The following is a 13,288-nucleotide window of genomic DNA, read 5'->3' as shown; positions in this document are numbered from 1 at the left end:
GCTTATTCGTCCTATTCGATGATGCAGAGGACTTCGCCAAACTCGACCGGCTGGGCGTCGGTGAACAGGATTTCCTTCACGGTGCCGGATTTGGGCGAGCTGATCTGGTTCATCACCTTCATGGCTTCGATGATCAGAAGCGTATCGCCTTCCTTGACCTTGTCGCCAACCTTTATGAAGGCTTCGGAGTCAGGCGAGGGGGCTGCATAGGCCGTGCCTACCATCGGTGACGGAACGGCACCCGGATGGTCGGCCGGATTTGCAGCTGCCGCGGCGGCCGGAGCTGCAGCAGGAGCCGCAGCCGGAGCAGCCATGGCAGGAGCCGCATGCGTCATCGCCGGAGCGGTATAGTTGACCGCGCTCGGAACGTCACGGGCGACACGGATGCGGAAATCCTCTTCTTCGACTTCGATTTCCGACAGCGTCGACTTGTCCAGAAGTTCCGCCAGTTCGCGGATCAGCTCTTTGTATTCTTTAAGTTTTGACATGATACTAAGTCCTTACCCCTCGATCATGATTGGTCGCGCAGCATACCTGCTAGCGCGTCAATCGCAAGCACATATCCAGCCGGTCCAAATCCGCAGATAACGCCTGCCGCCACATCCGAAACAAAGGAATGGTGGCGGTATTCTTCGCGCTTATAGATATTGGACAGGTGGACTTCAACAACCGGTGTTTTTATCGCGGCAATCGCGTCATGGATGGCAACCGACGTATGGGTGTAGGCTGCGGCGTTCAGGATAATGCCGGCAAACTCCCTGCCGCCTTCCTGAAGCCATTCCACAAGCGTGCCTTCCTGGTTGGTTTGGCGAAAATCGACAGCGAGACCGAGGTTGGCCCCATGGCTCCTCACCATGGTCTCGATATCGCCCAGACTGTTGGTTCCGTAGGTTTCGGGCTCCCGGGTCCCCAATAGATTGAGATTGGGGCCGTTAAGCACCAAAATCCGGGCGGATGTCTTTTCAGTCATAAGCGGCTCGCTGTCCTGACAGATCGCTTGAAGCCCCCTGTATAATGCCATATGCATGACATGCAAAGCCGGAAGGATAAATTTGTTCCATTGGTCCAGCCTCTCCGGCCGAATAGGACCGAACGAGTTTGGAGGACCAAAAGCCGTGATCAGCATTACAGTCAATGGCGAGCCGAAGAAAATCGAAGCGGGCCAGAATGTTGCGGCTTTTTTGGCCACTCTGGGGCTGGAGCCGACCAAGGTTGCGGTTGAGCGTAATCTCGAAATCGTGCCCAAGTCGACTTACGCGGACGTAACGCTTGAAGACGGCGACCAGCTGGAAATTGTACATTTTATTGGCGGAGGACTGGAAACCGTGACTGACGCAACCGCACACGATGATAGCTGGACCTTGGCGGGCAAAGCTTACCGCTCGCGCCTTATTGTCGGCACCGGGAAATATAAGGATTTCGAGGAAACGGCACAGGCGGTCGAAGCCTCCGGTGCGGAAATCGTTACCGTGGCGGTGCGCCGCGTCAATGTCTCGGACCCGAACCAGCCGATGCTGGTCGACTATCTCGACCCGAAGAAAATCACCTACCTCCCCAACACCGCGGGCTGTTTCGATGCCGACAGCGCTGTGCGCACGCTGCGCCTGGCCCGCGAAGCCGGCGGCTGGGACCTGGTGAAGCTTGAGGTTCTGGGCGACCAGAAGACGCTTTATCCGAACATGCTGGAAACCTTCACCGCCGCCGAAACGCTTATAAAGGATGGCTTCAAGGTCATGGTTTACTGCTCGGACGATCCGATCGCTGCCAAGCGGCTTGAGGATATGGGCTGTGTCGCCATCATGCCTTTGGGCGCGCCCATCGGTTCCGGCCTCGGTATCCAGAACCCGGTGCAGATACGGCTGATGATCGAACAGGCCAAAGTGCCGGTGCTGGTGGATGCGGGTGTCGGCACGGCCTCTGACGCGGCCGTCGCGATGGAACTGGGGTGTGACGGTGTACTGATGAACACGGCCATCGCCGAAGCCAAAAAGCCGGTGATGATGGCACGCGCCATGAAGCTGGCGGTCGAAAGCGGCCGGTTGGCGTACCTTGCAGGCCGGATGCCCAAGAAACGCTACGCAGACCCGAGCTCACCGCTTTCGGGCCTGATCTGAGACAAAGCCGAAGGGGGCTGAAATGGAAATGACAGCAGGATATGTAACGTTGGTGGCCGGGCTTCTCGGCATTCCGGCGTGGAAAATCTTCCAGAAGGCCGGCTTCAATGGCTGGATCGCCGTGGCAGTCCTGCTGATCGGGGTTGTTCTGTGGGGGCGTGCGGGCGAAGGCTTCGCGGTCTTTGGCCTGATGGCGTTTCTGGCGCTGAGCAATTGGCGGCCCACACGTTCGGGTGACGACCAATGATGGACATGCGCGGCATAGAAGCCCTCGGCTGGCCGACCATCAGCATGATTTTGCTCCTCGTCGTCTATTTCAGCATCCGTATCGCAGGCAAGGCCGGTTACAACCCGTTTCTTGGCCTTCTCATTCTGGTGCCGCCTGTGAACCTGATCCTTGTTTGGCTGTTCGCGCTCAGCGAATGGCCCGTCTTGAAGGATGCGGAAGGAACCGGGAGCAATTCAGCGCAGGGAGAATAAGGATGAAATTTGCACGGTGGGTTTTCACGATTGCTGGCATCTATGGCATTCTGGTGCTGACGCCGATGTATTTCACGGAAAGCATGGCGGTCCATCTGCGCGGGCCGGATAATTATCCCGAATATTATTATGGCTTCGCCGGTGTGGCGCTGGCCTTCCAGGTCTTGTTCTTGCTGATCGGGCGTGACCCGGTGCGCCTGCGCGCAGCGATGATTCCGTCGATGCTGGAAAAGCTCAGCTTCGTGGGCGCGGTGTGGCCGCTTTATTTCGCCGGGCGTACGCCGGGGATCACCGCGAGCTTGGCCTCAGTTGATCTATTACTGACAGGGCTCTTTGCCATCGCCTATGTGAAGACCAAACCTGCTGCTAACGGCTGACAGGCTATAGTGCCAAAGTGTGGATGATGGCGCCGGGGACACCCTCCGGCGCTTTTTCTATGATGTCACCATCCGGTGAGACAATGGCGGTGCAGCCATAGCTTTTATAGCCGTCATGCGTGCCAATAACGTCCGCTGACGCCACCCAGCACCCCGTCTCTTGGGCTCTCATCTGGAGAATTTGGGGTGTCTTGTGCCGCCACGTGTCAGCCGTAGCAATGGGCAGCATGTTGTTGAGGGGCGCAAGGATGATATCGGCCCCACCTTTGGCCATGCGGTTCAGCGTTTCAGGATAATTGGCGTCATTGCAGATGCTGATCCCGAAGCTGGTCTTGCCGATGTTGAAGAGGGGCGTGTCTTCACCTGGGCATATGCCGGCTTCATTGGGGTGACGTTTGCGCGAAACCCCCAAACACTCGCCCGCACGCATGACGAGGGCGCTGTTGTAGAATGCGGTACCAGAAGCTTCGATAAAACCCACGACGACAGTTGGCTGGTAGGGGCCAAGCCGTGTGAGAAGGGTTTCTATGGGGCTGTCCGTCAGCCGAAGCGCGGAGGCGTGGACGTCCGCGCGGCTATGCGGGTAGCCCTGCAGGAAGCTTTCGGGGAACAGGCACAGGTCCGCGCCATTGTCCTCAGCCCACGCGACATCTTTGAGGATGGCGGCAACAACCGTATCCGGGTCCCCACAGATTTCACGGCGTTGGAAACAGGCGACGCGGATGTCAGTTGGCATGTTTCGAGATGGGCCTTGGTCTTTGGCAGGAAGAACCCGGCGGTCCTTCCTGCCGGGAAAAGCTTATTGCTTGGCCTTTTTCGCGGCGTCTGCGCGGGCGCGGTCGACCGCTTGCTTCAGACGGTCATAGCCTTCGGCGCCGAGGATAATATCGTCACCGACGATATAGCCAGGGGTGCCGTTGAAGCCGATGTCCTTGCCGATGGCCAGCGTGTTCTGGATCGATTTCTCGATCATCTTGTCCTTCATATCGGCCTTGAGCTTGTCGACATTGAGCCCAACGGAGGCGGCAACTTTATAAAGGCCGTCCTCGGTCAGCCGGTCGGGGTAGGCCATGAGGGCGTCATGGAATTCGGCAAACTTGCCTTGCAGGTTGGACGCCAGCGCGGCCTTGGCGGCCATCAGCGAAACGGCAGGGGCGCCGGGGCGGTCCAGGATCGGGTATTGGCGCGGTACGAGACGGATATTGCCGTCTTCCTTCATCAGCTTCTGCAGCACGGGGAAACTGTGTTTGCAGTAGGGGCAGCGGTAATCGAAGAATTCGACAATGGTCACGTCGCCGTTCGGGTTGCCAAGGACGGGCGCGCCTTTTTCATGTTCCAGGTAATCGCGGTACAGGTTGATGGTCGGCAGCATCTGGGCGACCGTCTGGCGGCGTTGCAGTTCCTGTATGGACTGGATGATCACCTCCGGGTGCTGCATCAGATAGTCATGGACCACCGTCTCGATCTTGGCGCGTTCTGCCGGCGTCATATCTTGGGCAGCGGCGGAAACGGTCGGCGCCAGCATCAGGCCGGCAACAAGAAGGGACTTTGCGAATTTAATCATATAAGGGGACTTGCTCTATAAAGGGGGCGGATGCCCGGTTTAACCGCGATGACTGCGGCGTTTCATTTTGGATGCAGCTTCCTGCGAAATCAGCATGATATCCTGGGCGCGCAGCCAGTCAGGCGTGCCCATTTTAAGGCCGCGCATCGCGCGTTCGGCGTGCATGGCGGCCTGGGCTGGCGCGCCGCCCGCGTAAAAGCGCTCTGCGGTCGCCAGGCTGGCTTCAGGTTCATTGCCGACCCAGCTATAGGCGCGGGCGAGGTTGAACCAGCCGAAGGTATTTTCCGGGTCCTGCTTTGTCGCCTTCTGCAGGATCGGGATCGCCTGCTTCATATGCTTGTCGTCTTCCAAGGAGACGAGGGCCTGGCCATATGCCGTCGCAATCAAAGGCTCATAAGGCTTGAGAGAGACAGCCTCCTTGAAGACGGGCAGACTTTTCTGGATATGCCCGTTTTCAAACAGAATCTGACCTTTGATCTCATAATAATAAGGATCGCTCGGGTCTTCTGCGATCAGGGCATTGGCTTCTTTGATTGCCTTATCCCACTCAAGCGCCTTGTGGTAGGCGTAGACGCGGGCATAGCGCGCGGGCACAGACGTATCACTGGGCGGATAGATGCGCAGCGTCTGAACCGGGTCATAAAGATAACCAGCCAGCTTGGCTTTAACCTTCAGGAATTCGCCATTCGTCTTGGGGTTGGGCGGCGTGTGATAGTAAGGGCTTGTCTCCACCGCCTGCTCAAGCTGCAGGATACGTGTGCGGTTCAAGGGGTGGCTGCGGACGAACGGGTCCTGTTTGATCTGCGCCAGAACTTCCTCACGCTGGAGTTTCTGGAAAAAGCGGATCAGCCCGCTGCCGGAGACGCCAACGGCACGGAGATACTTAGCGGCGGCAAGATCGGCCTCGCTTTCCTGACCGCGGCTGTAGGCGAGGGCCTGGCCCTGTGCCATTTGCTGGCCTGCCATCATGATGCCCATGCCGGCGTCAGCGCCGCCAGCAAGGATAGCGGCAGCCCCCAACACCATGGAGAGAACACTGGTCGTACCAGCGGTCTGATAGCCTTCATCCCGGACCTGGTGGCCGCAGGCGATGTGGCAGGTTTCGTGGGCGATAACGCCTGTCAGTTCGTCAACATCGTGTGCCGCTAGGATAAGGCCTGTGTGGATGAAGATATTCTCGCCGCCTGCGACGAAAGCGTTGATGCTGTTGTCATGCACCAGATAAATGTGCACGGCTTCAGGTTTCAGGCCTGCAGCCTTCAGAATTGGGTCGGTGATATTATGGAGGAAACGTTCGGTTTCGGCATCGCGCAGGAACGAAATCTGCCGCTGTGCCAAGGCATTGGTCACAGGCACGAAAATCACGAGAAGTGCGATTATCAGGCGTTTCGCAAAGTTTGCCAAAACATGGTCTCCCATCATTCCCCGTCACGCTAGGCGGTGGCAGCTTAATCGTCAATGAACATCACCTGACATCAACGTGAGCGACGGGGTCAGCCCCCATATAAGAACAAAAGGCGGCGAAGCTATGGCCTCGCCGCCTTTTTATTCATTTTTCAGGCCTGATCAGCCAAAGGTGCGTTGCCACCAGCCTTTACGTTTTGGCCCGTCGCCATCCTCTTCAGGAGCCGCAGCAGTGGCCGCGACCGCATCATCCCCCATTCCGACAGAGATGGATTGAACAGGCTTGTCGACCGGCTTTTCCTTCGGGGCAGGTGCTTCGGCCTTGGCTGTCTTCTCCGCCGCAGGTGCCGCTTTCTCAGGTGCCTTTTCAGAGGCTACCGCATCCTTTTGCGGGGCAGCTTCCTCCGCGGCAGCTTTCGGCTTGCGGGTGCGGGTGCGTTTAACGGGCTTTTCCGTTTCAGCCTTCTCATCGGCGGCTTTCTTCGGCGCTTCGTCAGCCGCATCCGTGCTGGCAGAGGCTTTCTCGGCCGTCTTCTTGGTGGTGCGACGCGTCCGTTTCGGCTTGGCCGGTGCTTCTTCCGCTTCGGCAGCGGCTTCTACAGGGGCGGCTGCCTCAGATTCAACCGTTGTGGCCTCAGCATCGGCCGGTTCCGCTTTTTTACGGGTCCGGCGCCGACGTTTCGGCTTTTCTTCAGCCTCTGCTTCTGTTTCAGCTTCAGCTTCAGCTTTCACCGGCTCTTCCGTTTTCACCTCTTCGCTGGCGGCAGCTTCAGCAGCTTCTGCGGCCTCTGCCATTTCAGCTTTCGTGCGGCGACGACGGCGGCGCGGCTTTTCCTCTTTCACTTCAGACGGTTCAGCGGCTTCGGCTGCAACTTCCTGAGCGGGAGCTTCAGACGCTTCTTCGCCAGCCTCGGCCTCAGTTTCCGGAGCCCCTTCGGTCCGGCGTTCTGCGGCTTCGCGACGACGGCGACCGCCACGGCTGCCACGGCGACGGCGCGGACGACGTTCTCCGTCTTCGCCGCTTTGGGCTTCTTTGCCGTCTTCCGATTCCTCGGCTGCGGTATCTTCATCTTCGTCGTTGGCTGCGGTCTCCTGTGCCGTTTCAAGGGCACCTTCTTCACCGCTGCCACGGCGCCGACGCCGACGCCTGCGGCGCTTGCGGCGGGGTTTGTCTTCATCGCCCTCGGACGCTTCGGCTGGCTCAGCCGGACGTTCAGCCGGAGCAGGGGCTGCAGCCTGGGGTGCCGGTGCACCATCCGGGGTAACAGCCGTCTCGGCGAGGAGGGCATCGCCCCGGCCACCGCCGGAGGCGGCTTCGCGGGTTACTTCGATATCCGACGGGCCCATCTCAGTGGTGGCCAGGATTTCGATGGTGAACTCGTAATCATTCTCCAGATCGGAGAGCACCTTGCGCTTCTTGTTGAGAAGATAGATGGCGACCTCGGGGTTCGCGGAGATGCGAACGGTCGAGCTACGGCCACGGATGCCTTCTTCTTCAAGCTGACGCAGCACCATAAGCGCAGCGGATTCGACCGAACGGACAACGCCGGTGCCGCCACAGGTGGCGCAGCTTTCCATGCTGGCTTCGATAAGGTTGGGCCGCAGGCGCTGGCGCGACATTTCCATAAGGCCGAAGCCGGAAATGCGGCCGACCTGGATACGGGCACGGTCCGACTTGAGGACTTCCTTCATGCGCCGTTCGACCGAGCGGTTGTTGTTGCGCTCTTCCATATCGATAAAGTCGATGACGACAAGACCAGCCATATCCCGGAGACGCAGTTGGCGTGCGATCTCTTCCGCGGCTTCCATATTGGTCTTGAGCGCGGTTTCCTCGATATTGTGTTCTTTAGTCGCCCGGCCTGAGTTGACGTCGATCGAAATCAGCGCCTCGGTCGGGTTGATGACGATATAGCCGCCGGACCGGAGCTGCACCACAGGCTGGTACATGGCCTCCAGGTGGCTCTCGACCTGATAACGGTGGAAGAGGGGGATGCGGTCCTTATAGTGCTGGACCTTGCGGGCGTGGCTCGGCATCAGGAGCTTCATGAAGTCCTTCGCTGCGCGGTAGCCGGCTTCGCCTTCCACCAGGATCTCGTCGATATCGCGGGTATAAAGATCGCGGATCGTCCGTTTGATCAGGTTGCCTTCTTCATACACCAGGGCCGGCGCGACCGACTTCAAGGTCAGGTCACGGATGCCGCTCCACAGGCGCATGAGATATTCGTAATCGCGCTTCACTTCGGCTTTGGTGCGCTCCATACCCGCGGTGCGGATGATGAGGCCCATTTCGTCCGGCACTTCCAGCGCGCCGATCATCTTCTTCAGCCGCTTGCGGTCGGCAGCCGAGGAGATTTTGCGGCTGATGCCACCCGAATGGGTCGAGTTGGGCATAAGCACGCAGTAGCGGCCAGCGAGCGACAGATAGGTGGTGAGCGCAGCACCCTTGTTGCCGCGTTCTTCTTTCACGACCTGGACGAGCAGCACCTGACGGCGCTTGATCACTTCCTGGATGTGGTATTTGCGTTTCATGGCGCGGAGCGAGCGGCGGCGTTCGGCGGCGGCTTCTATTTCCGCATCCTTTTCCTCTTCGTCGCTCCCGAGGACTTCATGCTCGTCCTGGTCTTCGGCGTCGCCTTCAGTTTCAGATTTGGCGGTCGCTTCGCTGGCCGCTTCCTCTTCATGATCGGCGTCTTCGACTTCTTCCGCGGTTTCAGCCGCGGCCGAGGTTTCGGCAGCAATCAGCTGTTCGCGGTCTTCGACCGGGATCTGGTAATAATCAGGGTGAATTTCGCTGAAGGCGAGGAAGCCATGGCGGTTGCCGCCATATTCTACAAACGCGGCCTGAAGGGACGGCTCGACCCGGGTTACACGGGCGAGATAGATATTTCCCTTAAGTTGGCGTTTTGCTGCAGATTCGTAATCGAACTCCTCTACCCGGCTTCCCTTAACAACTGTGACCCGCGTCTCCTCTGTGTGACGCGCGTCGATAAGCATACGTGTTGACATAAATTAAGTCTCCGGACAGACCGCCGCGCAGGCACGCCCTCTCGATTGAGGGGGGCGCAGACGGTTTCCATGTTTTTGTGAGAAAGGGCCCGCGGACGGCGAGACGCCGAAGGCCTGGAAGAGGCAAGCTCCGAATGGCAGCTGAACGCAAAAACAGGTGGCCGCCCATCACTCCGAGGGGACCCTGTTTTGGTAAAATACTCTACGCACAGCCTTTTGGCCATTGCCGGTTCTTGTCCTTGTTTGGCTCTGGAGGATGGAAGTAGCCGTCTCAAACACTGCGGCTACGCGGTCATCCCCGAAAGCCCCGACCTGCCGTTGTTAGCGGCCGATCGAAAAACTCGCATGAGTAAAATAGTGAACTCATAAGGTCTTTACAATCGAAAACTGGTATCAGGAGGTGCGATTGTCGCAAACGCAGGGGCGCCAGGTGGGACGAAATGTCCGGTTTCCCTTGAGCCATTTAGATATTCTTCATACTATCTAAGCATATAGATAGAGTTCAGGAGGAAACACTGCGGGAATTGCTTGTGTTGCGTTGTCTTAAGCAGATTGTGGTTTGGGGTGCCCTGAGCCTGTCAGTGGCCGGTTTTGCCCAGGCCAAGGATATTGACATTTCCGGTGTTCGGTTTGGGGTGAACGGTAAGGTCACCCGTTTTGTCCTCGATATGTCGAGGAAGACCACACCCCAGATATTTCTTCTGGCGGACCCTTACAGGGTTGTGATCGATCTTCCCGAAGCCAATTGGCACGCCAGCGATGACGTCAAGACATCGGGCGCCGTTGCCGGGTTCCGCCACGGGCTTTTCACCCCCGGTACCTACCGCATTGTTCTCGATCTGGATAAACCGGCGACGGTGCAGTCCATCTTCAACCTGCCGTCCAAGGGCGGATACGGTCCCCGCCTCGTGCTTGACCTGCAGGCTTCGAGCCGGGGTGATTTCCTGAAAGCTGTGGCAGAATCGAAAAAGGCGCGGCCGATACCTGCGCCGACTGTTGTCGATGCAACACCTATGCCCCGACGCAAGGGTGGTAAGCGCATCATCGTGCTGGACCCCGGCCATGGCGGTCCCGACCCCGGGAACCTCGGGGTGATTGGCGTATATGAGAAAACCATCGTCCTCAATATCGCCAAGGAAATACGCCGTGAACTGGAGAAGACAGGCCGCTATGAAGTGCGCATGACCCGTGACCGGGACATCTTCTGGCCGGTCAGGGAGCGGTTCCGCATCGCAAGACGGATGCACGCCGACCTTTTCATCAGTGTCCATGCCGACAGTATCAGTGATCATAGGACCAAAGGCGGCAGCGTTTATAACCTTTCCGAGGTCGCATCGGACAAGGAGGCCGCGCGTCTGGCCGCCCGGGAGAACAAGTCCGACGTGATCGCAGGAGTGAACCTGGATGTGGTTGATGACGATGTCTCCAACATCCTGATCGACCTGGCGCAGCGCGAGACAATGAATTTCTCCGCCCAGTTCGGGGAGCTTCTGGTTAGAGAACTGCGGTCTGAGGATGTCCCGATGTTACCGCGGAGCCACCGGTACGCCAACTTGGGCGTGCTGAAGGCGCCGGACATTCCTTCTGTGCTGATGGAAGTTGGCTACCTTACCAACCGCTCGAACGCGAAATTCCTGAACAGCAGCAAGGGCCGGAAACGCATTGCCAAGGCGACAGTCATCGCGGTGGACAAGTTTTTCGATCATATGGTGGCCCTGGGCCGCTAAACTGCCACAAGAGCGACACATTTTCTTGCGATCACAGGCTAAATAGGCATGATGCGCCATCCTTGTGGCGAAACGAATGGCTGACAGTAAAGATTTGAAAACCGAACCGACCGGTCAGAAAAAAGCGAAACCGGCGCGTTGGAAGAGGTTGCTTAAATACGGCCTTATCCTGGGCGCCGTTGGCTTTGTCGTGGCTGCGGGCGCGGTTATCTGGGCCATTATCTATTATGGCCGCGACCTGCCGGATTACCGCCAACTGGCCAATTATGAACCCGCCGTTGTGACCCGTATCCATGCGGGGGACGGTAGCCTGTTGACGGAATATGCGCGTCAGGAACGGCTGTTCGTCCCGATCAACGCGATCCCGGACCAACTGATCGATGCCTTCATTTCCGCCGAGGACAAGAATTTCTACGAGCATGACGGCCTTGATTATATGGGCATGGTGCGGGCCAATATCCGCAACGTCTATAATATCATGCGCGGCCGCCCGCTTGAGGGGGGCTCAACCATCACCCAGCAGGTGGCGCGGAACTTCCTGCTGACGCTCGATCAGCGGCTCGACCGCAAGATCAAGGAAATGATCCTGACGCTCAGGATCGAACGCGCTTTCTCCAAGGACCGTATCCTGGAGCTTTATCTCAACGAGATTTATTTCGGTCACCGGTCCTACGGCGTTGCGGCGGCAGCCCTCAACTATTTCAATAAGTCGCTGAGCGAACTGACGGTCGCGCAGATGGCGTATCTCGCTGCACTTCCCAAGGCACCGGGTAACTATAACCCGGCACGGCACAAGGCGCGGGCGGTTGCGCGGCGTAACTGGGTGCTGTCGCGCATGTATACGCTTGGCTATATCGACAAGCCGACCTACGAAAAAGCGATACAGGAAGACCTTGTGATGGTCGAAAGGGACGATCACGCCCATTTCGAAGCTGAATATTTCACCGAGGAAGTCCGGCGCCGGGTTGCCCATATGTATGGCACCAAGGTCCTGTATGAAGGCGGCCTGTCGGTTAGGACATCGCTTGAGCCACGCCTGCAGGCCATTGCCGAGCGCAAGCTCAGGGACGGCCTTGTCGCGTATGACCGCCGCCATGGCTGGCGCGGACCGGTCACACGGATGACGGTGGACCGGGATTGGCAGACGAAATTGGCTGCGATCAAGAAGCCGCTCGGCTATAAGACCTGGCACCTTGCCGTGGTTCAGGAAGTGCGCGCCGATGGGGCCATCGTCGGGCTGGCAGACGGCCACTATGGTTTTATCCCGGTTGATGAGGTCAAGTGGGCGCGGGCCTGGCGGCCGGGCGAACATATTGGCCCCCAGGTAACGGATATTGCGCAGGTTCTGTCTGTCGGCGATGTGGTGCCGGTCGAACAATTGGAAAGTGCGCCTGCCGTGTCGCTTGCGGGCTTTGCGGGGGAGGAGGGCCAGCCCGTGCCTCCGGTGCCGCAATATGGCCTTCGCCAGGTGCCCGCCATCAATGGTGCGCTGGTCGCGCTCGACCCGCACACAGGCCGTGTTTTGGCGCTTGTCGGCGGCTACGACTATGACGCCAGCGAATATAACCGGGCAATCCAGGCTGAACGCCAGCCGGGCTCGGCCTTCAAGCCGTTCGTGTATATGGCGGCGCTTGACCACGGCTTTACCCCTGCCAGCCTTGTGCTTGATGCGCCTTTCGTCATCGACCAAGGCGACGGGCAGGGCAAATGGAAGCCGAAAAACAGCTCCAACAAATATTACGGCCCGAGCACGCTGCGGCTCGGTATCGAAAAATCCCGGAACCTGATGACGGTGCGTCTCGCCCAGTATCTGGGAATGCCGCTGATCATCAATTATGCGAAGCAGTTCGGGATCGCCGATAACATGACGCCGACACTGGCTTCGTCGCTTGGCGCGGGGGAAGTGACGCTGTTGAAGCTGACCGCCGGGTATGGCGAGATCGTCAACGGCGGCAAGGAGATCAGCCCGACACTGATCGACCGTATCCAGGACCGCCGTGGCCATACCATCTATAAGCATGACACGCGCAAGTGCCTGTCCTGCAATGTGAAATGGGATGTCAGCCATGACGAGCCGGATATCCCGGATGACCGTAAACAGATCATCGATCCGCTCACGGCCTACCAGATGGTTTCCATGCTTCAGGGCGTGGTTGAACACGGTACGGGCCGGAAAATCCGCGTGTTGCACAAGCCGCTTGCTGGCAAGACCGGGACAACCAACGATGCGACCGACGCCTGGTTCGTCGGCTTCTCAGCGGACCTCGTGGTGGGTGTTTTCACCGGCTTCGACCAGCCTCGGTCGCTTGGTTATGGTGAGGAAGGCTCCAGCGTTGCGGTGCCGATTTTCCGGGACTTCATGCGCGTTGCGCTCAAGGACGAACCGGGGATTCCGTTCCGGATGCCGAAGGGCATCAGGCTTGTCCGCATTAATGCTGACACCGGGGAACCCGCCAAGGTAACGGACAGCCACGTTATTCTTGAAGCCTTCAAGCCGGGCACGGAACCGCGCCCCGGTCAATATGCGGTACTTGACGGCTCCGCCGAAACCGCTAAAACCAAGAGCACAATTCGTAAGGGCACCGGCGGCATTTATTGATCGCCTCGCCGTGCCCG

12 protein-coding genes are annotated in these 13,288 nt (G+C 58.6%); 6 read left to right on the top strand and 6 right to left on the bottom strand.

What is annotated here, in order from left to right; translation table 11 throughout:
• Positions 1-11: 11 nt before the first annotated feature.
• Positions 12-488 carry an acetyl-CoA carboxylase biotin carboxyl carrier protein gene (gene accB / locus K6118_RS07770; RefSeq protein ID WP_247119672.1) on the bottom strand — a complete coding sequence of 159 codons (477 nt, stop codon included), beginning with the start codon at positions 486-488 and terminating at the stop codon, positions 12-14.
• Between the two features lie 23 nt (positions 489-511).
• Entirely contained in the window at positions 512-970 is a 459-nt protein-coding gene (gene aroQ, locus K6118_RS07765) for a type II 3-dehydroquinate dehydratase (RefSeq protein WP_247119671.1), read from the bottom strand.
• A 148-nt stretch (positions 971-1,118) separates the two neighbouring features.
• Here aroQ and thiS point away from each other — a divergent pair, with 148 nt between their 5' ends.
• Genes thiS through K6118_RS07740 form a run of 4 tightly spaced genes read left to right on the top strand, consistent with a single transcriptional unit; the run spans position 1,119 to position 2,971 of the window.
• Positions 1,119-2,114 (top strand): sulfur carrier protein ThiS, encoded by a 996-nt coding sequence (thiS, locus tag K6118_RS07755; RefSeq protein ID WP_343269936.1) that lies wholly within the window; start codon positions 1,119-1,121, stop codon positions 2,112-2,114.
• Between the two features lie 28 nt (positions 2,115-2,142).
• Positions 2,143-2,361: a hypothetical protein gene (locus tag K6118_RS07750; RefSeq protein WP_247119670.1), complete on the top strand. Its 219-nt coding sequence runs from the start codon at positions 2,143-2,145 to the stop codon at positions 2,359-2,361.
• Positions 2,358-2,594, top strand: coding sequence for a hypothetical protein (locus K6118_RS07745; RefSeq protein WP_247119669.1), 237 nt, complete (start codon positions 2,358-2,360; stop codon positions 2,592-2,594). Before K6118_RS07750 ends, K6118_RS07745 begins: the two co-directional genes overlap by 4 nt.
• Positions 2,595-2,596: 2 nt before the next feature.
• Complete coding sequence (locus K6118_RS07740) at positions 2,597-2,971, top strand: hypothetical protein (RefSeq protein ID WP_247119668.1); 375 nt, start codon at positions 2,597-2,599, stop codon at positions 2,969-2,971.
• A gap of 4 nt (positions 2,972-2,975) precedes the next feature.
• Here the strand turns inward: K6118_RS07740 and K6118_RS07735 are convergent, their stop codons facing one another.
• The 4 genes from K6118_RS07735 to K6118_RS07720 form a co-directional block, all read right to left on the bottom strand.
• The gene (locus K6118_RS07735) at positions 2,976-3,707 is read right to left on the bottom strand and encodes a carbon-nitrogen hydrolase family protein (RefSeq protein ID WP_247119667.1); all 732 of its coding nucleotides are present in this window, start codon (positions 3,705-3,707) and stop codon (positions 2,976-2,978) included.
• A 63-nt stretch (positions 3,708-3,770) separates the two neighbouring features.
• Positions 3,771-4,535, bottom strand: a complete 765-nt coding sequence (locus K6118_RS07730; RefSeq protein WP_247119666.1) for a DsbA family protein — start codon at positions 4,533-4,535, stop codon at positions 3,771-3,773.
• 39 nt (positions 4,536-4,574) lie between these two features.
• The gene (locus tag K6118_RS07725) at positions 4,575-5,939 is read right to left on the bottom strand and encodes a M48 family metalloprotease (protein WP_247119665.1); all 1,365 of its coding nucleotides are present in this window, start codon (positions 5,937-5,939) and stop codon (positions 4,575-4,577) included.
• Between the two features lie 162 nt (positions 5,940-6,101).
• Complete coding sequence (locus tag K6118_RS07720; protein WP_247119664.1) at positions 6,102-8,945, bottom strand: Rne/Rng family ribonuclease; 2,844 nt, start codon at positions 8,943-8,945, stop codon at positions 6,102-6,104.
• A gap of 530 nt (positions 8,946-9,475) precedes the next feature.
• On the opposite strand from K6118_RS07720, the gene K6118_RS07715 reads away from it, so the two are divergent.
• Positions 9,476-10,672: an N-acetylmuramoyl-L-alanine amidase gene (locus K6118_RS07715; protein WP_247119663.1), complete on the top strand. Its 1,197-nt coding sequence runs from the start codon at positions 9,476-9,478 to the stop codon at positions 10,670-10,672.
• Positions 10,673-10,748: 76 nt separating this feature from the next.
• Entirely contained in the window at positions 10,749-13,271 is a 2,523-nt protein-coding gene (locus tag K6118_RS07710; protein ID WP_247119662.1) for a penicillin-binding protein 1A, read from the top strand.
• Positions 13,272-13,288 lie beyond the last annotated feature (17 nt).

It is taken from the genome of Kordiimonas marina (assembly GCF_023006325.1).
Classification (GTDB): domain Bacteria; phylum Pseudomonadota; class Alphaproteobacteria; order Sphingomonadales; family Kordiimonadaceae; genus Kordiimonas; species Kordiimonas marina.
This window is presented reverse-complemented; position numbering and strand designations above follow the sequence as displayed.